This is a genomic window from Winogradskyella helgolandensis, assembly GCF_013404085.1.
Classification (GTDB): domain Bacteria; phylum Bacteroidota; class Bacteroidia; order Flavobacteriales; family Flavobacteriaceae; genus Winogradskyella; species Winogradskyella helgolandensis.
In genome coordinates this window covers 95,189-116,745 of the sequence record NZ_JABFHO010000002.1, presented here as the reverse complement: position 1 = coordinate 116,745, position 21,557 = coordinate 95,189, and the positions used below count along the sequence as shown (strand labels likewise).

The following is a 21,557-nucleotide window of genomic DNA, read 5'->3' as shown; positions in this document are numbered from 1 at the left end:
AATTATAAGTACTTTTGACAGTTCTATTACAAAAACAATACCAAAACATGGAAATTCCTTCTAAATATAATGCATCATCAGTAGAAAATAAGTGGTACGACTACTGGATGGAGCACAAATACTTTCATTCTAAACCAGACGAAAGAGAACCTTATACCATTGTAATTCCTCCTCCAAACGTTACGGGAATATTACATATGGGTCACATGTTGAATAATACGATTCAAGATGTATTAATTCGTCGTGCGCGTTTATTAGGCAAAAATGCGTGTTGGGTGCCTGGAACAGACCATGCTTCAATTGCTACAGAAGCAAAAGTTGTTGCTAAACTTAAAGAACAAGGCATTGATAAGAATGATTTAACGCGCGAAGAATTCTTAGAACATGCTTGGGAATGGACAGAAGAATATGGAGGCGTTATCCTCGAACAACTTAAAAAGTTAGGCTGTTCTTGTGATTGGGATCGTACAAAATTTACAATGGATGACGATATGTCTGAAGCTGTGATTAAAGTTTTTATAGATTTATACAACAAAGGGCTTATTTATAGAGGTTACCGAATGGTAAACTGGGATCCGGAGGCGCAAACCACCTTATCTGATGAAGAAGTTATTCATGTTGAAAAACAAGGGTTGCTTTATTATTTAGAATATAAAGTAGAAGGTAGTGATGAGAAATTAACCATTGCAACCACGCGGCCAGAAACAATTTTTGGAGATACGGCTATTTGTATTAATCCAAATGATGAGCGTTTCTCACATTTAAAAGGGAAGAAAGCCATTGTTCCTATTTGTGGACGTGTCATTCCTATTATTGAAGACGACTATGTAGATGTTGAGTTTGGTACAGGATGTTTAAAAGTTACACCTGCTCACGATGAAAATGATAAAGTTTTAGGTGACAGACATAATTTAGAAGTTGTTGATATTTTTAATGCGGATGCCAGCTTAAATAGCTTTGGAATGCATTACGAAGGTCAAGATCGTTTTGTGGTTAGAAAAGCCATTACTAAAGAATTAGAAGAGGCTGGTATTTTAGTTAAAACTGAAAACCACATTAATAAAGTAGGAACGTCAGAACGTACTAAAGCAGTTATTGAACCAAGATTAAGTGATCAATGGTTTTTAAAAATGGAAGATTTAGCACAACCTGCTATTGATGCCGTTCTAAAAACAGGCGAAGTAAAGTTATTTCCAAAGAAGTTTGAAAACACCTATCGCCATTGGATGGAGAATATTCGCGATTGGAATATCTCACGTCAATTACTTTGGGGACAACAGATTCCTGCTTATTTCTATGGAGATGGAAAAGAAGATTTTGTAGTTGCTGAAAGTATTGAAGATGCATTAAAATTAGCGAAAGAGAAAACAGGTAATCAAGGACTAACTATTAACGACTTAACTCAAGATACTGATGCTTTAGATACCTGGTTTTCATCATGGCTTTGGCCAATGAGTGTATTTGATGGTATTCGTAATCCTGAAAATGAAGAAATAAAATATTATTATCCTACTAACGATTTAGTAACTGGACCAGATATTTTATTCTTTTGGGTAGCACGTATGATTATTGCAGGTTACGAATACAAAGGTGAAAAACCTTTTGAGAATGTTTACCTCACAGGTTTGGTAAGAGATAAGCAAAGACGTAAAATGTCTAAGTCACTTGGTAATTCACCAGACGCTTTAAAACTTATTGAAGAATATACTGCTGATGGAGTTAGAGTAGGGTTACTGTTGAGTTCTGCCGCAGGAAATGATTTAATGTTTGATGAAACATTATGCCAGCAAGGAAAAGGTTTTGGAAACAAAATATGGAATGCCTTTCAATTAACCAACCTATGGGAAGTTGCAGATATACCACAACCTAATTCTAGTAAAATAGCATTAGAATGGTATGAAGCTAAGTTTCAGTCTGTATTAGTAGAAATAGAAGATCATTTTAGTAAATACAGATTAAGTGATGCTTTAATGTCTATTTATAAGTTGATTTATGATGATTTTTGTGGTTGGATGTTGGAGATGGTAAAGCCTGCGTATCAGCAACCAATTGATAAAACGACGTATGAAAAAGTCATGTCTATTTTTGAAGATAATTTAAAAATAGTACATCCATTTATGCCATTTTTAACTGAAGATATCTGGCAATATATTAAGGAGCGTTCTCCAGAAGAAGCCTTAATCGTTGCTAAGTGGCCAGAGGCAAAACCTATTAACGAAACTTTAATTTCTGAATTTGAATTTGCATCAGAAGTCATTTCAGGATTAAGAAACATTAGAAAGCAAAAGAATATTGCGTTTAAGGATGCGATTGGTTTTTCTGTGGTAAATAACGAAAATGTAAATCCTACGTTTGATGAAGTGATTTCAAAATTAGGAAACCTTGAGAGCTTTGACTATGTAACAGAAGCTGTTGAAGGTGCTTTAACCTACCGTGTAAAATCGAATGAGTACTTTATTCCGATGGAAGGTAGTATTGATATAGAAGCTGAAATTGAAAAGCTAACAGAAGAATTAAAATATACCGAAGGCTTTTTGAAATCTGTTCAAAAGAAATTATCTAATGAACGATTTGTTGCAGGTGCACCAGAACAAGTGGTCGCTTCAGAAAAGAAGAAAGAAGCAGATGCTTTGGCAAAGATTGAAACTATAAACGCTAGTTTGGCGAGCTTGAAGTAAATTGTATAACCTGAAAGGTTTCTAAAACCTTGTAGGTTTTTGTTTTGAAGATTATTAAAAAAAGACTACTGTAAAAAGTGGTCTTTTTTATTTACCACTCATTAATCTTATTGCTATCCAATTTCACAAAAATAAACAGCAAAATAGTAAAGCCCCAAAGTCCAGAGCCACCATAACTAAAAAAGGGTAGTGGAATACCAACTGTTGGAATTAAGCCCATTACCATACCAATGTTAATGGTGAAATGCACAAAAAGAATAGAAGCTACACCATAACCATAAACACGGCTAAATTGTGACTTTTGACCTTCAGCCAAGTACAAGACTCTAACAATAAGCAATACAAATAATAGGACTACAGCACTTGTGCCTAAAAATCCCCATTCTTCACCTACTGTGCTAAAAATATAATCGGTGTGCTGTTCTGGAACAAATTTCCCTGTGGTTCTTGTGCCTTGCATAAATCCTTTTCCAGAAACACCACCAGAACTTATGGCTTGTTCTGATTGAATAAGGTTGTAAGCTTCTGCTTTTTTCATGCGTTCAAGCTTGGCAGGATCTTTTTCTAATCGCAGCCAAAGGCTAATTCTATTTTGCTGATGTGCTTTTAAGCCGTGTTCATAAAATAGTTTTACACCATAAGAGAAAGCAACAGAAACTAAAAGTACAATTAAGTATTGTAAAAGAGAGCCTCTCTTTTTCTTTCTTATAAAATAGACTACGGTAAGAATTGTAGTCACCACAATTGCTGTAATTAGAACACCAAATTTAAGCCCTAAAACGGCGAGGATGATTAAAGATAGAGCGATAACTAAATATACTTGTTGTAAGCCTTCACGATAAAAAACAAAGAAAAATGCTAAATAAACGATGGTACTTCCGGCATCATTTTGAAGTAAAATTAGTAACGCAGGAATAAAAATAATAGCAGCTACCTTTAGCTGATCTTTTATAGTCGTCATATTAGTTTGGAGATCACTAATATATTTGGCAACAGCCAATGCGGTAGCGAATTTCGCAAATTCACTAGGTTGGATGGTCATGCTGCCAATACCATACCATGAGCGCGCTCCATTAACGTCTTTTCCAAAAATAAATAAGCCTATTAAAGCCAGCATGGCAATCAAATAAATAATACTTGCAAACTGCTCGTAAAACTTGGCTTCAAAAGAGAGAATGAGTATGATTAAGAAGAAGGTCAGCCCAATAAATATAAGGTGTTTACCATAAAGTTGACTTGTGTCGAAATAGCTAGTGATTTCACCAATATGAGAAGCTGACATGATATTTAAATACCCAAAAGTAAGTAATAACAGAAATAGAATGATGGTAATCCAATCAAACTTAAAATGTCTTTGGTTTTCTCTTAACATGCTTTAAGACTTTGGTATTTTAGCTCTAAGTTTTAATAGATTTTGGTATTCTTCTTCGCTAACCGGATCGAGGGTAGATTGTCTATTAATCCCAAAAGGTTCACCAGAATAAGGTTTTGCATATTCATGTTCAAGAGAATATTTCAAAACAAAATTCTCCATATCTTTTCTGGTCGTTTCCCCTTTTAAATATTGTTCAATCATTAAACTTGCTATTCTACCTGCAAATCGACTTCCGAAATATCCATTTTCTACAAAAACAGCAATCGCAATTTTAGGATTGTCTTTTGGTGCAAAAGCCACAAAAATAGAATGATCGGTAAGTTGTGTTTTAACACTGTCAATAATGGTGAAATTTTCTGCAGTCCCTGTTTTTCCGCAGATATCTATTCCAGGAACTCTTAACGTGGAAGCAGTTCCTTCGTTATAAACGTCAAACATACCTTGTACAACAGGTTCAAAATGACGTTTGTCTATAGTGGTATATTTTGGCGTAGTATATTTTTCAGGAATCGTATCGCCTTCGATATTTTTTACAATATGTGGAGTATAATAATAGCCGCGATTACCAATGGCTGCAGCCATATTTGCAAGTTGAATTGGAGTGGCAAGTACTTCTCCCTGACCTATGGAATTAGAAATGGTATAGGTTGTTGCCCATCTGTTTTTACCATAGCCTTTATCGTAAGTTTGTGCGCTTGGAATTTTGCCTGGTTGCCCTACAGATAAATCATTGTTTAAATAATCACCCAGCCCAAAACTTTTAATATGATTGCTCCATACATCCATACCTTCTGCAGGAGTATCATATTTATCGATTACTCTTCTGTAAACATTTGCAAAATAGGCATTACAAGATTGTGCAACACCAGCATTGAGGTTTACGGGACTTCTATGTGCGTGGCAAGCCATTTTACGATTGCCATATCTGTAACCCATTGCGCAACTAAAACGCTCTTCTGGAGTTACAACTCCTTCTTGTAAAGCGACAAGTGCATTGAGTGTTTTAAAAGGGGAACCAGGTGGGTACATAGCTTGTAATCCTCTATCAAAAAGAGGTTTAGCGATGCTGTCTCTATATAATTGAGAGAAGTTTTTAGAACGATCCCTCCCTACTAGTAGGTTAGGATTATAAGAAGGAGCAGAAATCATGGCTAATATTTCACCTGTGCCTGGTTCTATTGCAATAATTCCTCCACGTTTGTGCTTCATTAATAATTCTCCATAGGCCTGAAGATTAGAGTCTATAGTTATCGTTATATCTTTACCTGGCTGTGGTAAGGTGTCTAAAACTCCACTTTTAAAAGGGCCAATATTTTTATTGAACCGATCTTTTTGAATGAATTTTATACCTTTTACTCCTCTAAGAATATCTTCGTACGTTTTTTCAATTCCTTGATTACCTATGAGATCACCAAGTTTATAATAAGGATGCTTGGAAATTATGGACCGATTAACTTCACTAATATCTCCTAAAACATTAGCTCCAATAGTTGTTTGATAGGATCTAAGAGAACGTTTTTGAATATAAAAACCTTCATACTTTCTCATTTTTTCTTGAAGAACTGCATAGTCTCTTTTTGAAAGCTGAGGCACAAAAGGTGAAGGCAATCTTGGGGAATAATGGGTTGCTCTTTCTAATTTTTTATCGTAATCTTCTCTAGTTATTTTTAAAAGGCTACAAAATTCTTCAATATCTAATGAATCTAAAGGTGCCACCTCTCTTGGGATTACCATCACATCGTAAGAAGGTTGGTTGGCAACTAATAACTCTCCGTTTCGGTCATACACATAGCCACGTTTAGGATAGTTGTACTCTTTTCTAATGGCGTTGTCTTCAAAAATATTATAGACTGCATTGTCATAAACTTGAAGGTAAAATAAGCGCGCAATAAAAACGAGACCAACAAGGATCACAGTAGTTAAAAGTAGCAATTTTCTCATTTTCGGTTTCGGCTAAATAGAATTATAATCAATACACTTAGTAGTATTGTGAAGATACTAGAAAATAACGTCTTTTTTAGCACTAAAAGTATGTTCGAAATGTTAAATATTTCTAATGAGAATAATATAAAATGATGAATTACGGTTCCTAATGAAATATATGTAATTAAACTGCCAATATCAGTAGTACTAAATTTGATGCTATGATGCTCATATAGCATTCCAAATGAGCTTTTTAGTAATATAGGTCTTGCATAAGCTAAACTAACTGCAGCTGCGGCATGCACACCTCCAGAATCAGAAAACATATCTACTAACATGCCTAATAAAAAACTAACTAGCAAAAGGGCTAATCGATCTTCTCGTATAGGAAATAGAAAAATAAAAATGATATAGATGTAAGGATTAACATAGCCTAAAAAATCTATATGATTACATATTACGACTTGTAATAATAGTAGTAAAATGAATCGGACGATATTTTTGCCAGCAACACTATTCATCACTGCTTTTTTCTAATGAACGAATTTCGGCAAGGTCTAAATTTTCTAAAATATAAACCGTTCCAATATTCGTCATGTCGTTAAACAATTTTACTTGTATTGTATACGTGTCTCCACTAATATCACTTTCAAAACTCGTAATAGTGCCAATGCCAATTCCCTTTGGGAAAATTGAGGACTCACCACCTGTTTGGATGGTATCTCCAACTTTTATAGGTGCAAACTGTGACACGTCTTCTAACTGAACATAAATCGGTGATTTGCCATCCCAAGTTAAAGAACCAATATGATTGGTAGATTTTATCTTAGCATTAATCTGACTTTTCACATTTAAAATCGATAATACGGTTGAATAATTGTTGGAGGTATTGTCAATTATGCCAATAATACCATTAGAAGTCATAACTCCAAAATCTTGCTTAATACTATCGTTTTTACCTTTGTTTAAGGTAAGGATATTATTGGTTGAAGAATAGCTGTTTTTATAAAGGTCAGCGATTGTAATTCTATATTGTCCTTTTGTGTAGGAGCTGTCTATATATGAAGAGTCTTTAGTGACCCCAGTATTAAATAGTTGTTCTCTTAAAAGTTTATTTTCTTCTGTTAGAATGTCATTAGTAGTTTTTAAATCAAAATACTGATCAACAGAATTCATTGTACCGTAAACTCCGCCAGTTAGAAAATTGGCTGAATTTATGAATTTACTCCTGTGATAAGAATGCGATTGAATCGTTAAAGCTAAAGCAATACTAAAAAGCAATAAAAACAACAGAAATGTTTTGTTTTTAATAACAAAATTAAAAATTTGTTGCATTATTTACTTCTTATTTAATCAATATACTTTTGTATTTAGGTAAGTTTTTAAGTACTATTCCTGTACCTCTAACCACAGCTCTTAATGGATCTTCTGCAATATAAACTGGTAAATCTGTTTTCTGAGATAGTCGTTTGTCTAAACCTCTTAACATAGAGCCACCACCAGCTAAATAAATACCTGTATTGTAAATATCTGCAGCTAGTTCTGGAGGTGTTTGAGAAAGTGTCTCCATTACTGAATCTTCAATACGCAAAATAGATTTATCTAAGGCTTTTGCAATTTCACGATACGAAATCTGAACTTGCTTTGGTTTTCCAGTTAATAAATCACGGCCTTGAACACTCATATCTTCTGGAGGTAATTCTAAATCTTCAGTAGCTGCACCAATCTGAATTTTAATTTTTTCAGCAGTTCTATCACCAACATATAAATTGTGTTGGGTTCTCATGTAATAGATAATATCATTTGTAAAAACGTCACCTGCAACTTTTACCGATTTATCACAAACAATACCACCAAGCGCTATAACGGCAATTTCAGTAGTTCCTCCTCCAATATCTACAATCATATTTCCTTTAGGCTGCATAATATCAATACCAATACCAATTGCTGCTGCCATCGGCTCGTGTATTAAATAGACCTCTTTTCCGTTAACACGTTCACAAGATTCTTTTACAGCTCGCATTTCCACTTCAGTAATACCAGAAGGAATACAAACCACCATGCGCAATGCTGGATTGAAAAATTTCTTCTTCAATGCAGGAATGTTCTTAATAAACATGCTAATCATTTGCTCAGAAGCATCAAAATCAGCAATAACCCCATCTTTTAACGGACGAATCGTTTTGATGTTTTCGTGTGTTTTTCCTTGCATCATGTTGGCTTCTTTACCAACGGCTATAATTTTTCCGCTAATGCGGTCTCTTGCTACTATCGATGGATTGTCAACAACAACTTTGTCGTTGTGTATTATCAGTGTATTTGCGGTTCCTAAATCTATGGCTATTTCTTCCGTTAGGAAATCAAAAAATCCCATGCGCTATTCTTAATTATTTGGGTTGTTCGTGTCTTATTTTTAAGACTATCTGTAAAAGTAGTAAAATATACGTTATTTATATGTTTAAAGATGTTTATTGCTAAACTTTTTTTGTTTTTTCTTTCACTTTATGAATAAAACAAATAAGATGAGGACTTTGGTGAAAAAAAAGAACCCAAAATTAAGATGGTTTGCATCTCTATTTTGGGTTCTGAAATATTATTTTTAATGTTTAAAATGACGTGTGCCCGTCATTACCATAGCTATATTATGGTCGTTACAATAGTCAATACTCAATTGGTCTTTTATAGAGCCTCCTGGTTGAATCACTGCTGTAATTCCTGCATTATCCGCAATCTCTACACAATCTGGAAATGGGAAAAATGCATCACTAGCCATAACCGATCCGTTTAAATCAAATTTAAAGGATTGCGCTTTATGAATCGCTTGATTTAAGGCATCAACGCGACTTGTTTGTCCTGTACCACTAGCACACAATTGTTTGCCTTTTACAAGAACAATGGTATTAGATTTTGTGTGTTTGCAAATTTTTGAAGCAAATATTAAATCGTCTAACTCTTCAGTAGTCGCTGTCTTATTTGTTACAGCTTTTAAACCTTCAAGTGTGTCTGTAACATTATTTCTATCTTGAACTAAAACACCATTTAAACAACTTCTAACGTTGGTTTGTGGCATATCTATATCTTTCAGGATTAAAAGGATTCTGTTTTTCTTTCCTTTTAAAATTTCTAAAGCTTCAGTTGAAAAAGAAGGTGCAATAACCACTTCGCAAAATAATTTATGAATCTCTTCTGCAGTTGCGACATCGATTTCTGTATTACTGATTAGAACACCGCCAAAAGCAGAAACAGGATCACCTGCTAAAGCATCTACATAGGCTTGGTGTAAGGTATCGCGTTGTGCTAATCCACAAGCATTGTTATGTTTTAAAACGGCAAATGTTGGTGAATCGTTTTTAAATTCTAACATCAAGTTAACGGCAGCATCGACATCTAATAGGTTGTTATAACTTAATTCTTTTCCATGTAGTTTTGTGAAAATTTCATCAAAATCGCCGAAGAAAAAGCCTTTTTGATGTGGATTTTCTCCATATCTCAATACTTTTCCGTTGTTTTCTGAAATTTTTAAAGTTGGAATTTCTTGGTTTTTATTGAAGTAATTAAAAATAGCAGAATCGTAATGCGAAGACACATTAAATGCTTTTGCTGCAAATTGTTTTCTATCATCTTCAGAGGTTTCACCGTTTTTAGTTTCTAATAATTCTAAAAATTCAGCATAATCATCTACAGAAGACACGCAAGTCACATCAGCATAGTTTTTGGCTGCAGCTCTAATTAAAGAAATACCTCCAATATCAATTTTTTCAATAATATCTTGATTGCTCGCCCCAGAAGCTACAGTTTTTTCAAAAGGATATAAATCTACAATGACAACATCGATTTGAGGAATTTCAAATTCTTTTAATTCAGCAACATCACCTTCGTGGTTCTGACGATTTAAAATACCTCCAAAAACTTTAGGATGTAATGTTTTTACGCGTCCGCCAAGAATAGAAGGATAAGAGGTGACATCTTCTACTGGTACGACATCGATACCTAAATCTTTGATGAATTTTTCTGTGCCTCCTGTGGAATAAATCGTAACGTTGAGGTCGTTTAATTTTTTTACGATAGGTGCTAATCCATCTTTACTAAATACGGAAATTAGTGCCGATGAAATGGTTTTGTTGCTCATAATGTTGTGTTGTGTTTTAGATCGTGCAAAAGTAAGCATATTCAAAAAGAAAAGCTCGATGGGAAAACGAGTTTCTTTAAGTTTTTTGTAACAATATATTGTTGAAAACGTCCTATCTTTAAAATGTTATAAAACAATCCTTGCATGCTGGTCTATTTACGTTTACTAAATGAGAGTTTTTCATTCGCTATAAATGCACTACGTACTAACAAACTCAGGACATTCTTGTCGCTTTTAGGTGTAACGGTTGGCATATTTTCTATCATCGCAGTTTTGGCAGCAGTGGATTCTTTGGATAAAACCATCCAAGGTCAATTAAGTTCTCTAGATAGCAATACCATGTATTTAGCCAACATGTCTTTTGGACCAACAGATGTGCCACGTTGGCAAAGAGAAACTTTTGATGAAGTGTCTTATAATGAATTTAGAAGTATAAAATCTTCTGTTGCTGATGCAGAACATGTGGCTTTACAGTTATTTGTGAAACGGGAAAATATTAGATACGAATCAGAATTGGTAAGTAGTGTTAATACCGTTGTAGTATCGCATGAGTTTATCGATATTCAAGTTATGGAATTTGAAAAAGGCCGTTTTTATAACGAGTCTGAATCAAATTCGGGGCGCCCTGTAGTGGTTATCGGTTCTGAAATTGCAAAATCGCTTTTTGGTGAGTTAGAGCCTATCGGTAAAAAAGTACGCCTTTACGGTCAGAAATTTACGGTTATTGGGGTGGTTAAAAAAGAAGGTTCTGGCTTATTTGGTGATAGTAATGATATTTCTATTTTTCTGCCGGCAAATTATGTGAGAAACCGATATGGAGATAATAATCCATTTATGAAGTATATCGTTATAATTAAGCCGAAAAAAGGTTCTGATATAGAAGGTGTAAAAGCTGAAGTGACTCAGGTAATGCGTAATAATAGAGGCTTAAAACCCGATGAAATAGATACGTTTTTTATTAGGGTAATTTCCGGTTTTCAGGATGCTATTGATGAAATCTTAGGTTACATGAATTTAATTGGCTGGATAATAAGTGGCTTCTCACTGCTAGTTGGTGGTTTTGGAATTGCTAATATTATGTTTGTGAGCGTTAAAGAGCGAACTAATCTAATAGGAATTCAGAAATCATTAGGTGCTAAAAATAAATTCATATTGTTTCAATTTTTATTTGAAGCTGTAATCCTCGCCGTTGTTGGTGGATTAGTAGGTCTGTTTTTGGTTTGGATTGGAACCTTAATAGGAAGTAGTCTTACCGAGGATTTTGAATTTGTGCTTTCCATTCAAAATATGCTTCTTGGATTTTTTATATCGTCTGTTATAGGATTAATTTCAGGAGTGATTCCTGCATTGTCGGCATCTCGATTAGATCCTGTTGAGGCTATACGAACAGGGATGTAACTTACTTGTAATCTTATAATATTTAATACGTGAATTTATTAGCGTCTTAATTGTGTGAAATTTTAGCTAATTAATTTTTGCATATAAAGTTTTAACTGGGATTTTGTTTTAATAAAGAAGAAACTTCTTTGCAAACAAACTCCAAAAACCGTTCGTCTGCTTCTGTAAATGGGTCTGGCGTATTAGAGTCAATATCTATTTGACCTACATTTTCGTTATTTACAAAAATAGGAATTACTATCTCGGCCTTAACAGTAATACTGCAAGCAATATAGTTATCTTGAGCAGCCACATCTGGAACCACAAAATTCTGATTACTTATAGCCACTTGCCCACAAATACCTTTTCCAAATGGAATTATGATATGATCCGTTGGCTCACCGACATATGGTCCTAACTTTAATTCGTCTTTATCTCCATTTTTAAAGTAAAAACCCACCCAATTATAATAACTTATATTTGCTTCTAGAGTTTCGCAAATCTTTAATAGACGTTGGTCAACACTAAGATTGTCTTGTGCGATAATTGATTTTATTTCGGGTTTTAAATCGTGTAAATTCATAGGTGTAAAAAACTTTTTGCAAAAGTATCTAAAATACACTATTTTAAATTACGGTTTTTATAAATTTAACATCTAACTAACATTAGGAATTTTTGAAGTCACTTTTAGTAAAATACAAATCTGTTATTCGTTTTATAGTCACTTTTTTGGCTGTATATGGTATTTTAACTATTGGTTATAATCTTTATTTAAATGTATCTGATGGTTCTAAATTTTATCCGGATTATTTAACCAATTTGGTAGCTGTACAAACTGATGCATTGTTAAATGGTTTGGGTTATGATGCGAGTATTGCTCCGCATCCCAATGAGCCATCAATGAAAGTTATTATTAACGGAAAGTATGTAGCACGGGTTGTAGAAGGCTGCAATGCTATAAGTGTTATCATCTTGTTTTTGTCTTTTTTAATTGCGTTTGCAGGTAAATTTAAAACGACATTATTTTATGGATTAGCAGGTAGTATCATTATTTATGCTTTCAATTTAATTCGGATTGTAATTTTATCAGTGGGACTTTATCATTACCCTTGGAGGCGGGAAATTCTGCATACTGTAATTTTTCCTATGTTAATTTATGGTACTGTTTTTCTGCTTTGGATGGTTTGGGTAAATCGATTTTCTAAAAATATAAAGTCGAATGAATAAAGTAATCACCTACATATTAGTTGGACTATTGGTATTGATCTTAATATTAATAAGAGCTTATGAAAATGTGCTTTTTTACGACCCATATTTAACGTTTTTTGAAAATGACTATTTATATTTGGATAGTCCAAGACGCGAAATTGCTAAGCTTGTTTTGTTTACGACATTACGATTTGTTTTAAATACTGTAATTTCTTTAGGTATTTTATATCTCATCTTTAAGGATAAAAGTATTATTAAGTTTTCGGTATTAGTATTTTCAGTGGGTTATGTTTTGTTGCTCATCCCATTTTTATATTTCGTCATAAATCCTAAGCAAGAGGATTACTATTTGTTTTTCAATATTAGGAGGTTTTTAATTCAACCCATTGGCTTAATTCTACTCTTACCAGCCTTCTATTACTTCAGGCTAAATCGTTAATAGTTTAATAATTCTACGTTATCAACTCAATAATTTGTAGCTTTGCATCGTGAAATTTTCATACACACATAAAGTTTTTTCTATTGGCTTATCATTATTGATATTGTTTTCTACATTGTCATTAACGATAGAGAAGCACTTTTGTGGAGATACTCTAATCGATGTCGCAATATTTTCTAAAACTGAAAAGTGTGCAGATGATCTTGCACAGGTTGAGGAAGCAAGCATCACAAAAATGAGCTGTTGTAAAGATGAGGTTGATGTTATTGAAGGTCTATCTGAAACCACTCTCAATTCGTTTGAAGATTTAGATGTTATTCATCAACAAGTATTAATAGCTTATAGTTATTCATATATCAATCTGTTTGAAGGTCTACCAAACTTGGTCATCCCTCATAAAGATTATCTACCTCCTACGGTAGTAAAAGACATTCATCTCTTGGATGAAGTTTACCTTATTTGATTCATTTATAACCCTTAGAGAAAAAAGGATGCGCATTTTTATGTGCAATTAGTTATATCTGATAATCAAACAAATGAAAAAATATTTATTTATAAATTTTATGTTCTTGTCGCTGATGTTATCTGCACAAGATCAATTAAAAGGCGTTGTTTTTGAAAGAAGCAGCGGAAAGGAAATGCCATTGCCTGGCGCAAATGTCTATTGGTTAGATTCTTCAATAGGAGCAATTACTGCTGAGGATGGCACATTTACATTACCTTATAAGTTTTCGTATAACAAATTAGTTATTAGCTACGTCGGTTTTAAAACGGATACAATAGTTATAAATGAGAACAAGTTTATTAAGCATATCCTACAAGCTAGTGATGAGTTGGATGCTGTAGAAATTACATCTCGAAAACAAGCGACACGAAAATCGTATTTACAGGCTTCCAATACATTTACCGTTACAAGCGATGAGCTACTAAAAGCAGCCTGCTGTAACTTGGCTGAAAGTTTTGAAACCAATCCATCAATCGATGTTAATTTTGCGGATGCTGTTACAGGAACGCGACAAATAAAAATGTTAGGACTAACGTCTCCTTACATACTTATCGCCACAGAGAATATTCCTGCTATTAGAGGCGCGTCTCAAGCTTATGGTTTAAGTTTTATTCCTGGGACTTGGGTAGAAAGTATTCAAATTACCAAAGGTACCGGAAGTGTGGTTAACGGTTTTGAAAGTATTGCAGGTCAAATAAATGCAGAACTTGTAAAACCAACTACAGACGATAATTTATTTGTGAATCTTTATGGTGGTTCTAATGAGCGACTAGAACTTAACACGCATTTCAATACTAAGGTATCTGAAAAGTGGAGTACAGGCTTGTATTTACATGGAAATACTCATCAAAAAAAGCACGATGTTAATGACGATGGCTTTTTAGATATGCCACTCTATAATCAAATTAATGTCATGAATCGCTGGCAATATACTAATCCAGAAAAAGGGTTTGTTTCGTTTATTAATTTAAAATATTTAAATGATGAAAAACAGGCTGGTCAAGTAGATTTTAATCCTGATACAGATAGAGGAACGACCAATTTTTGGGGAAGTGAAATCAATTCGGAACGTTTTGAAGTTACGACAAAGTTTGGGTATGTGAATCCTGAAATTCCTTATCAAAACCTTGGTTTTCAAATGGCATTTAGTCATCACAATCAAGATTCTTATTTTGGACAGAACATTTATGATATTAGACATAATAGTTTTTATTCCAATTTAATTTATAGTACTATTATTTCAGATTCGCGTCATAAGGTAAAAACAGGATTGAGCTTTACTTACGATCATTTTGATGAATTGGTGAATTTAGATACCTATGAGCGCACTGAGAACTCAGTTGGGGGCTTTTTTGAATACGCTTACGATAATTTAGATAAGCTTACGATGACGGCTGGTATACGTGTAGATCAGCATAATAGATTAGGCTTTTTTGTAACACCTCGTTTTCATTTGAGGTATACACCTTGGGAGAAATCGGCATTAAGATTCTCAATAGGAAGAGGGAAACGAAGTGCTAATATTTTTGCTGAAAACCAGAATATGTTCGCCAGTTCTAGACAAATCAATATTTTGGATTCTGGTGGGGAAGTTTATGGATTAGATCCTGAAATTGCATGGAATTATGGAGTTAGCTACTTACAAGGCTTTAATTTATTTGATAGAAAAGCTGACGTGACTTTTGATTTTTATAGAACCGATTTTCAAAATCAAGTTGTTGTAGATTGGGAAAATCCTTACGAAGTTAATTTTTATAATTTAGAAGGAAATAGCTACGCGAATAGTTTTCAGTTTGAATTTAATTATAATGCTTTTGAGCATTTTGATTTGCGAATGGCTTATAAGTATTACGATATTCAAACCGATTATAAAAATTCAGGTAAATTAGAGAAACCATTAGTGCCAAAGCATCGTTTGTTTGCAAATGCATCGTATGAAACTGAAGTGAAAAACAATAGCCAATGGAAGTTTGATGCGACGTTCAATTGGTTAAGTGCACAACGTTTTCCAAGTACAGACATAAGCGCTGCACAATATCAATTACCAGATGAAACACCAACAATAGGAACGTTAAACTTGCAAGTCACTAAAGTATTTTCTCCGAAATTTGAAGTATATTTAGGAGGAGAAAATGTAACTAATGTGCGTCAAGATGATCCTGTTATCAGTGCAGACAACCCATTTGGTTCAAATTTTGATAGTAATTTTGTATATGGTCCAATTTATGGAAGCATGTATTATGCTGGATTGCGATTTAGAATAAAGTAGTAATTGAAACGTCATTGCGAGGAAGTTTGATGAAGCAATCTTTTAAAGTTAAGAATACTCTTGAAAGATTATTACAACTTGAGAAATGTCTCACAATAGCGCAACAAATAGAATAATAGAAACGAACAGATTCTGATACAAGTTCAGAATAATTAAAAACTAAATAAGATGAAAAGAGTAATTTTAATTTTTACGTTGTTTATAACAACATTAGCTTTTGCACAAGATAAAAACAAAAAGGCAAATATAGAAGTAGATGGTGTTTGCGGTATGTGTAAAGATCGTATTGAGAAGGCGGCTATTAGAACCAAAGGGGTTAAATCTGCTGTTTGGAGTGTTGATACGCACGAGTTAAAACTCATCTTTGATGAGCGTAAAACAGATATAAAAACAATTTCTAAAAGTGTAGCTACTGTTGGTCATGATACCAAGGAAATTAAAGCAACTGAAGAGCAATATAATTCAATTCACGATTGTTGTAAGTATAGAGATGAGGAAGTGCAGAACGATCACAAAAAGGAAAAAGAAGACGGAAAATAAAGTAAATAAAAAAAGCCTAAATGAAAATTTAGGCTTTTTTTATGTGTTGTTCTCGTTTTGAATGACATGAAGAATCTTTAGCTAGCAACTATGATTTTTACTTTAAAGCAGCATCAATTTCTGCAATAAGAATATCACAGCTGTCAACACCTAGTTGCGTTGCTTTTTTCTTTGCATCAAAGGTAGTTAATAGAGCTCTTACAATATTTTTTAATTTAATTTCATCTAAAAAGGGGCCTTTACCTTGTGGTATTTGATCATAGTCGGCATGGTTCACTAAATAGTTTCCTAGATAGTCTTTTATTAAACTGGTGTGTCTTACATAATCATCAGACATTTCATCGTAGTTGGCATAATGCTTTTGAATGGCTGTTTTGAGTTCAAAATCTTCTATTAATTTTAAGTCTCCTGAATTTATTAAGGTTTTGTAAGTGATGCTTTTAGGGCTAAAGTTTACATATTTTACTATTGCGAAAATATTATTCATTAATCGCATATCTTGTTTTGTTTCAGAATTCAAAACAGGAATAATTTCAGCACAATTAGCTAATTTTTTGTCAATAGCTTCAATGTTTTTTTCTAATTGAATTTTGTCTGCTTCAACATCTCTTTTAAGGTTTGTAAGATATTGCGTTTTAAGTTTATTATCCTTTACGTTCTCAGCACACTTATTCATGCTAAATGCAATTGAAATACCTATAATAACAATTATAATTTCCCTTAAAGTGTACTTCCAAGCTGTTTTTGCCATAGATTCGTTAGATTAGATGTCTAAATCTAAGGAATATAATCGAGTTTTCAGTTTTAGTCCATACAAAAGGCCTCGTAGATTTTAATTTTCGACTACGTTCAGTTATCAAAAACTTGTAGCGTCCAATAATAACAAAAGCCTCTGATTTTCATCAAAGGCTTTTACTTTTATAACGTCACTTCAACTATGCTCAGTGACTAGTTTTTTTATATCTCAGTTTTTACGTTATTATCGTAAAAGTGAGATGATTTATCCGTAGCAATTTGCCACTACATCATGCCTGGCATTCCGCCTCCACCCATTGGCATGGCTGGTGCATCTTCTTTAATATCTACTAAAGCACATTCTGTGGTTAAGATCATACCAGCTACAGAAGCGGCATTTTCTAAAGCAATACGTGTTACTTTCTTAGGATCAATAATTCCAGCTTTAAGCATATCTACATAAGTTTCAGATTTAGCATCATAACCGAAGTCTTTTTTACCTTCTAAAACTTTATTGATTACTACAGAACCTTCACCACCTGCATTTTCTACGATGGTTCTTAATGGTGACTCAATCGCTTTATTTACGATTTGTACACCAGTAGTTTCATCTAAATTTTCAGTAGTGATTTTTTCTAAACACTTCTTAGCTCTCACTAAAGCAACTCCACCACCAGCAACAATGCCTTCTTCTACAGCAGCACGTGTTGCATGTAAAGCATCATCAACGCGATCTTTCTTTTCTTTCATTTCAACTTCAGAAGCAGCACCAACATAAAGTACAGCAACTCCGCCAGCTAACTTAGCTAAACGCTCTTGAAGTTTTTCCTTGTCATAATCAGAAGTCGTTGTTTCTATTTGAGCTTTAATTTGGTTAACTCTAGCTTTAATATCATCAGCTTTTCCGTTTCCATTAACGATGGTTGTGTTGTCTTTGTCAATAGTTACTGTTTCAGCAGTACCTAACATTGTAAGATCTGCATTCTCTAATGAGAAACCTCTTTCTTCAGAAATAACTACACCACCTGTAAGGATAGCGATATCTTCTAACATTGCTTTACGTCTGTCGCCAAAACCAGGTGCTTTTACAGCAGCGATTTTAAGTCCACCACGTAATTTGTTAACTACTAAGGTTGCTAATGCTTGTCCATCAACATCTTCTGCAATAATTAATAACGGACGACCAGATTGTGCAACGGGTTCTAATATTGGAAGAATTTCTTGTAAGTTAGAAATTTTCTTATCGAATAATAAGATGTATGGATTTTCTAAATCAGCAATCATTTTGTCAGCATCTGTTACGAAGTAAGGAGATAAATAACCTCTGTCAAACTGCATGCCTTCAACTACGTCAACGTAAGTTTCCATGCCTTTAGCTTCTTCTACAGTAATAACCCCTTCTTTGCCAACTTTTCCGAAAGCTTTGGCGATTAAATCACCAATAGTATCATCGTTGTTAGCCGAAATTGCAGCAACTTGCTTAATCTTGTCAGAATCGCTACCTACTTTTTGAGTCTGCTTTTCTAAATCGTTAATAATCGCAGCGACAGCTTTGTCAATTCCACGTTTTAAATCCATTGGGTTTGCACCAGCGGCAACGTTTTTTAGACCTTCTTTTACGATAGCTTGTGCTAATACAGTTGCAGTAGTTGTACCATCACCAGCTAAATCGTTGGTTTTAGATGCAACTTCTTTTACCATTTGCGCTCCCATGTTTTCAAGCTCGTCTTCAAGCTCAATTTCTTTTGCTACAGAAACACCATCTTTAGTCACCTGTGGTGCACCAAATGATCTTCCTATAATAACATTACGACCTTTTGGGCCTAAAGTTACTTTTACTGCATTTGCTAAAGCATCTACACCACGTTTTAATCCGTCGCGTGCTTCAATATCGAATTTTATATGTTTTGCCATTTTTTGTTTTTTTTAGCTTTTAGCTATGAGCACTTGACTTTTAGCTAAAAGATTAATTTATTAATTGATTTTTAATTGGAAGTATACTAAAGGCTAACAGCCAATAGCTAACAGCAATCTAGACAATTGCAAGAATATCGCTCTCGCGCATCATTAAATAATCTTTACCTTCTAATTTAAGCTCAGTTCCTCCGTATTTTCCGTAAAGGACAGTGTCTCCAACTTTAACTGTTAAAGGTTCGTCTTTTGTACCATTACCAATGGCAACAACAGTTCCTCTTTGTGGTTTTTCTTTTGCATTATCTGGAATAATAATACCTGAAGCTGTTTTAGTTTCAGCTTCTTTTGGTTCTACAAGAACACGGTCTGCTAATGGTTTAATGTTTAAGCCCATTTGTTATATGTTTTTTTAGTTATTTAATTAATAATATTACGCTTTAGCGTAGTTCGAAAATTATGCCAAGACAGAAAGTCTGACAAAGTTTCAGATGATATCAATGTACTTTGAAAATAGTCATCATTATTAAATTTAAAGACTCTGAAATACTGAAACAAGTTCAGCACAAGTAAATTCAGAGTATAAAAAAAGCCAACTTAAAAAGTTGGCTCAATGTCTTTATAAAAATAACTATTTGTTATTATTCAGATGCACTGTCAGTTGTTGTATTGTCTGTTGCTGGTGCAGGTACAATTGGCATCTCAGTAGATTCGTTCGTATCTAAAGCTTTAGATTCAACATTTCCACCAGAACTAATAGTAACATTCGATGCTAAGATTAAAACAATTAAGGCTGTCGCTAAAAACCATGTACTCTTGTCTAAAAAGTCACCTGTTTTCTTTACTCCACCCATTTGTTGGGTGCCACCACCACCAAAAGAAGATGATAATCCTCCACCTTTAGGATTTTGTACCATAACTACTACTATAAGTAAAAAGGCAACGATTACGATTAAGATTAAAAAAATTGAAAATGCACTCATTTTATATTGTATTATTATCTTTTAATTCTTTTACCAATTTTATTTGGTGTGCAAAGAAACTACTTTTTTCTGGATATTTCAAACTTAAAATTTTGTAAGATTGAATTGCCTTATCATATTTTTTTTGTTCTAAATAAATTCGAGCCAAAGTTTCAGTCATTAAGCTATCCGAAATAGGGTTGTCATTGTTAACTAACTTCGGTTTTGGCGCATTGTTAGAGACAGGTTTGATCTTTGGATTTTCGCTTATAAATTTATCGATAATAGCTAATTTATTATGAAGCGGAGACGTCGTTTCAGCTTGTGAAATTTCTTTTTCTGTTTCAATTTCAATTTCTGGATCTATTTCGACTTCAACTTTATCTCGATTTATAGGTTTAAAACTCGTAATTTTTAACCATTCTGTAAACGAATGATTTTCCGTTTTATCAAATTTTAACGGTTCACCTATTTTCAATTCTTTTTCTGGTGTAATATTTTTTACATCAACAGCAATGATAGAATCCTCAATTTTTGGTGCTTTAGTTTCTAACCTAGGTTTAGGCATTGGTTTTATCTCAAATAAACCAGGATCCAAAACCCCTTCTGTTGCTTTAATATGAGCTTTTAAAGCATCATCTATGGTGACACTCTTGTTAACAGAAATATCATCTATTTCATTAACTTCAATAGACTTTATATGCTCTGTGTTTTGCTTAATCTGTTCGGATATTTCATTTTGATTGAAAATATCCGAGGTAATATAATCAAACAATACACTACGATCTGCGGTATGTGCAGCTGTGATTTTCAACGCATTATTGTACTTGTAACTTTCCTTTTGTTTTAAGCCTTTAAGGTACAACGCTCTTAAAGATTGAAAATAAGGATACTCTTTAATTGCCGAAGAAAGCACTTCGGTTTGAGAGGCTGTAATGGCTTCTGGATGTTTTAATAAATATGTAAGGTCTTGAAGCTGCATAATTTTTACCAATCTGCTAAAGAAGCATTAAGAATATCTTGTGTTAATCGTTCTAATATTTCGTCGAAAGCAGCAGATTTGATACTGCCAGAAAGTTGTTCGCTTGCTCCATAATCATAGTAGAATGAAAAATTGCGTTCAAAATCTTTTTCTTCATCTTTTGTGTTGATATAGCGTACTCGTACTCCAATCGTTAATCTGTTTTGTGCAGCAGTATTTTCTGCTGTAGCTGTCATCGGAGCAATACGGTATTCAACAATTTCACCTTCATAAATCACTTCCCCTCCAGAGGTTACTAATTGTGCGCTTGTTTGATTTAATATAAGATCTTGAAGGGCATTTGTGAATAATTGATCTAAACCTGGTTCTACCAAATCGGCATTGTTTTGGAAGAAGTTAACTTGAAACGTTTCAGGTGTTTCTGTGATGCCTGTAAATGAATAGTTGACTTTACAGCCAAAACATACAAGGCAAATGCCAACTATGAGAAAGTATTTGAATGAATTCATTAACTAATGTCTAT

The 21,557-nt window shown here is 33.6% G+C and carries 20 protein-coding genes; 7 read left to right on the top strand and 13 right to left on the bottom strand.

What is annotated here, in order from left to right; genetic code table 11:
* Positions 1-47: 47 nt before the first annotated feature.
* Positions 48-2,678: a valine--tRNA ligase gene (locus HM992_RS19195; protein WP_179321213.1), complete on the top strand. Its 2,631-nt coding sequence runs from the start codon at positions 48-50 to the stop codon at positions 2,676-2,678.
* A 91-nt stretch (positions 2,679-2,769) separates the two neighbouring features.
* Here the strand turns inward: HM992_RS19195 and rodA are convergent, their stop codons facing one another.
* The 6 genes from rodA to purH form a co-directional block, all read right to left on the bottom strand.
* Complete coding sequence (gene rodA, locus HM992_RS19190) at positions 2,770-4,050, bottom strand: rod shape-determining protein RodA (protein WP_178983604.1); 1,281 nt, start codon at positions 4,048-4,050, stop codon at positions 2,770-2,772.
* Between the two features lie 3 nt (positions 4,051-4,053).
* Complete coding sequence (mrdA, locus tag HM992_RS19185; RefSeq protein ID WP_179321212.1) at positions 4,054-5,994, bottom strand: penicillin-binding protein 2; 1,941 nt, start codon at positions 5,992-5,994, stop codon at positions 4,054-4,056.
* Positions 5,991-6,497: a rod shape-determining protein MreD gene (mreD, locus tag HM992_RS19180; RefSeq protein ID WP_179321211.1), complete on the bottom strand. Its 507-nt coding sequence runs from the start codon at positions 6,495-6,497 to the stop codon at positions 5,991-5,993. The genes mrdA and mreD overlap by 4 nt, the downstream gene beginning before the upstream one ends.
* Complete coding sequence (mreC, locus tag HM992_RS19175; RefSeq protein ID WP_178983607.1) at positions 6,490-7,311, bottom strand: rod shape-determining protein MreC; 822 nt, start codon at positions 7,309-7,311, stop codon at positions 6,490-6,492. Before mreC ends, mreD begins: the two co-directional genes overlap by 8 nt.
* Positions 7,312-7,321: 10 nt before the next feature.
* Positions 7,322-8,350: a rod shape-determining protein gene (locus HM992_RS19170; protein ID WP_092466764.1), complete on the bottom strand. Its 1,029-nt coding sequence runs from the start codon at positions 8,348-8,350 to the stop codon at positions 7,322-7,324.
* Positions 8,351-8,575: 225 nt separating this feature from the next.
* On the bottom strand, positions 8,576-10,105 hold the full coding sequence (gene purH, locus HM992_RS19165; RefSeq protein ID WP_179321210.1) for a bifunctional phosphoribosylaminoimidazolecarboxamide formyltransferase/IMP cyclohydrolase: 1,530 nt from the start codon (positions 10,103-10,105) through the stop codon (positions 8,576-8,578).
* Between the two features lie 144 nt (positions 10,106-10,249).
* Here purH and HM992_RS19160 point away from each other — a divergent pair, with 144 nt between their 5' ends.
* Complete coding sequence (locus HM992_RS19160) at positions 10,250-11,503, top strand: ABC transporter permease (protein WP_179321209.1); 1,254 nt, start codon at positions 10,250-10,252, stop codon at positions 11,501-11,503.
* Positions 11,504-11,594: 91 nt separating this feature from the next.
* Here HM992_RS19160 and HM992_RS19155 read toward each other — a convergent pair whose 3' ends face one another.
* Complete coding sequence (locus HM992_RS19155) at positions 11,595-12,065, bottom strand: GAF domain-containing protein (protein WP_178983610.1); 471 nt, start codon at positions 12,063-12,065, stop codon at positions 11,595-11,597.
* Positions 12,066-12,157: 92 nt separating this feature from the next.
* On the opposite strand from HM992_RS19155, the gene xrtF reads away from it, so the two are divergent.
* The 5 genes from xrtF to HM992_RS19130 all read left to right on the top strand — a co-directional run bounded on the left by xrtF (position 12,158) and on the right by HM992_RS19130 (position 16,444).
* Positions 12,158-12,709, top strand: coding sequence for an exosortase family protein XrtF (xrtF, locus tag HM992_RS19150; RefSeq protein WP_178983611.1), 552 nt, complete (start codon positions 12,158-12,160; stop codon positions 12,707-12,709).
* Complete coding sequence (locus HM992_RS19145; RefSeq protein WP_178983612.1) at positions 12,702-13,130, top strand: exosortase F system-associated membrane protein; 429 nt, start codon at positions 12,702-12,704, stop codon at positions 13,128-13,130. The genes xrtF and HM992_RS19145 overlap by 8 nt, the downstream gene beginning before the upstream one ends.
* Before the next feature lie 49 nt (positions 13,131-13,179).
* Entirely contained in the window at positions 13,180-13,593 is a 414-nt protein-coding gene (locus HM992_RS19140; protein ID WP_179321208.1) for an HYC_CC_PP family protein, read from the top strand.
* Between the two features lie 73 nt (positions 13,594-13,666).
* Positions 13,667-15,904, top strand: a complete 2,238-nt coding sequence (locus tag HM992_RS19135; protein ID WP_179321207.1) for a TonB-dependent receptor — start codon at positions 13,667-13,669, stop codon at positions 15,902-15,904.
* A 168-nt stretch (positions 15,905-16,072) separates the two neighbouring features.
* The gene (locus HM992_RS19130) at positions 16,073-16,444 is read left to right on the top strand and encodes a heavy-metal-associated domain-containing protein (protein ID WP_178983615.1); all 372 of its coding nucleotides are present in this window, start codon (positions 16,073-16,075) and stop codon (positions 16,442-16,444) included.
* A 97-nt stretch (positions 16,445-16,541) separates the two neighbouring features.
* Here HM992_RS19130 and HM992_RS19125 read toward each other — a convergent pair whose 3' ends face one another.
* The 6 genes from HM992_RS19125 to HM992_RS19100 form a co-directional block, all read right to left on the bottom strand.
* Positions 16,542-17,195 carry a DUF6090 family protein gene (locus HM992_RS19125; RefSeq protein ID WP_179321206.1) on the bottom strand — a complete coding sequence of 218 codons (654 nt, stop codon included), beginning with the start codon at positions 17,193-17,195 and terminating at the stop codon, positions 16,542-16,544.
* Between the two features lie 269 nt (positions 17,196-17,464).
* Complete coding sequence (gene groL / locus HM992_RS19120) at positions 17,465-19,093, bottom strand: chaperonin GroEL (RefSeq protein ID WP_178983617.1); 1,629 nt, start codon at positions 19,091-19,093, stop codon at positions 17,465-17,467.
* Between the two features lie 118 nt (positions 19,094-19,211).
* Positions 19,212-19,487, bottom strand: coding sequence for a co-chaperone GroES (locus tag HM992_RS19115; protein WP_115807684.1), 276 nt, complete (start codon positions 19,485-19,487; stop codon positions 19,212-19,214).
* 244 nt (positions 19,488-19,731) lie between these two features.
* Positions 19,732-20,073 (bottom strand): preprotein translocase subunit SecG, encoded by a 342-nt coding sequence (gene secG, locus HM992_RS19110; protein ID WP_179321205.1) that lies wholly within the window; start codon positions 20,071-20,073, stop codon positions 19,732-19,734.
* A 1-nt stretch (position 20,074) separates the two neighbouring features.
* Entirely contained in the window at positions 20,075-21,034 is a 960-nt protein-coding gene (locus tag HM992_RS19105) for a hypothetical protein (protein WP_179321204.1), read from the bottom strand.
* Between the two features lie 5 nt (positions 21,035-21,039).
* Positions 21,040-21,543 (bottom strand): LptE family protein, encoded by a 504-nt coding sequence (locus HM992_RS19100; RefSeq protein WP_179321203.1) that lies wholly within the window; start codon positions 21,541-21,543, stop codon positions 21,040-21,042.
* Between the last annotated feature and the right edge of the window lie 14 nt (positions 21,544-21,557).

Coding starts and splice junctions, on each gene's coding strand:
- HM992_RS19195 (WP_179321213.1), top strand. CDS start 48: ATGGAAATTCCTTCTAAATATAATGCATCATCAGTAGAAAATAAGTGG.
- rodA (WP_178983604.1), bottom strand. CDS start 4,050: ATGTTAAGAGAAAACCAAAGACATTTTAAGTTTGATTGGATTACCATC.
- mrdA (WP_179321212.1), bottom strand. CDS start 5,994: ATGAGAAAATTGCTACTTTTAACTACTGTGATCCTTGTTGGTCTCGTT.
- mreD (WP_179321211.1), bottom strand. CDS start 6,497: ATGAATAGTGTTGCTGGCAAAAATATCGTCCGATTCATTTTACTACTA.
- mreC (WP_178983607.1), bottom strand. CDS start 7,311: ATGCAACAAATTTTTAATTTTGTTATTAAAAACAAAACATTTCTGTTG.
- HM992_RS19170 (WP_092466764.1), bottom strand. CDS start 8,350: ATGGGATTTTTTGATTTCCTAACGGAAGAAATAGCCATAGATTTAGGA.
- purH (WP_179321210.1), bottom strand. CDS start 10,105: ATGAGCAACAAAACCATTTCATCGGCACTAATTTCCGTATTTAGTAAA.
- HM992_RS19160 (WP_179321209.1), top strand. CDS start 10,250: ATGCTGGTCTATTTACGTTTACTAAATGAGAGTTTTTCATTCGCTATA.
- HM992_RS19155 (WP_178983610.1), bottom strand. CDS start 12,065: ATGAATTTACACGATTTAAAACCCGAAATAAAATCAATTATCGCACAA.
- HM992_RS19145 (WP_178983612.1), top strand. CDS start 12,702: ATGAATAAAGTAATCACCTACATATTAGTTGGACTATTGGTATTGATC.
- HM992_RS19135 (WP_179321207.1), top strand. CDS start 13,667: ATGAAAAAATATTTATTTATAAATTTTATGTTCTTGTCGCTGATGTTA.
- HM992_RS19130 (WP_178983615.1), top strand. CDS start 16,073: ATGAAAAGAGTAATTTTAATTTTTACGTTGTTTATAACAACATTAGCT.
- HM992_RS19125 (WP_179321206.1), bottom strand. CDS start 17,195: ATGGCAAAAACAGCTTGGAAGTACACTTTAAGGGAAATTATAATTGTT.
- groL (WP_178983617.1), bottom strand. CDS start 19,093: ATGGCAAAACATATAAAATTCGATATTGAAGCACGCGACGGATTAAAA.
- HM992_RS19115 (WP_115807684.1), bottom strand. CDS start 19,487: ATGGGCTTAAACATTAAACCATTAGCAGACCGTGTTCTTGTAGAACCA.
- secG (WP_179321205.1), bottom strand. CDS start 20,073: ATGAGTGCATTTTCAATTTTTTTAATCTTAATCGTAATCGTTGCCTTT.
- HM992_RS19105 (WP_179321204.1), bottom strand. CDS start 21,034: ATGCAGCTTCAAGACCTTACATATTTATTAAAACATCCAGAAGCCATT.
- HM992_RS19100 (WP_179321203.1), bottom strand. CDS start 21,543: ATGAATTCATTCAAATACTTTCTCATAGTTGGCATTTGCCTTGTATGT.